The organism is Polynucleobacter sp. AP-Nickl1-40-C4 (genome assembly GCF_035012665.1).
In the GTDB taxonomy this organism is placed as follows: domain Bacteria; phylum Pseudomonadota; class Gammaproteobacteria; order Burkholderiales; family Burkholderiaceae; genus Polynucleobacter.
In genome coordinates this window covers 1-267 of the sequence record NZ_JAYGQR010000031.1, presented here as the reverse complement: position 1 = coordinate 267, position 267 = coordinate 1, and the positions used below count along the sequence as shown (strand labels likewise).

Genomic DNA, 267 nt, shown 5'->3' with positions numbered 1-267 from the left:
CTTACAACGGTCAAGTTCAGACCCAGGGTCCTGCAGTAGCATCGCCAGCAATTCTGACAAATGATTTGGTAACGATTTCTGGCGCAGCTAGCGGTAAAAACGTCGGTGTATATGGTTCGAATTTGGCCGTAAGTGGTGCAGATGCCTCTAATTACACCTTCACCTTAGTTAATAAGAACATCACCATTACGCCTTATGTCGTTACACCTGGCTCTACCACCGGCCCTCGTTTGACAACCGCAGCTAATAACAAGGTCTATGACACGA

The 267-nt window shown here is 47.2% G+C and carries 1 protein-coding gene; it reads left to right on the top strand.

Annotated features, from left to right (window positions below):
• Nucleotides 1–267 (top strand): hypothetical protein (locus VC182_RS11505; protein WP_323485377.1); only part of this gene is annotated, 267 nt, incomplete at both ends.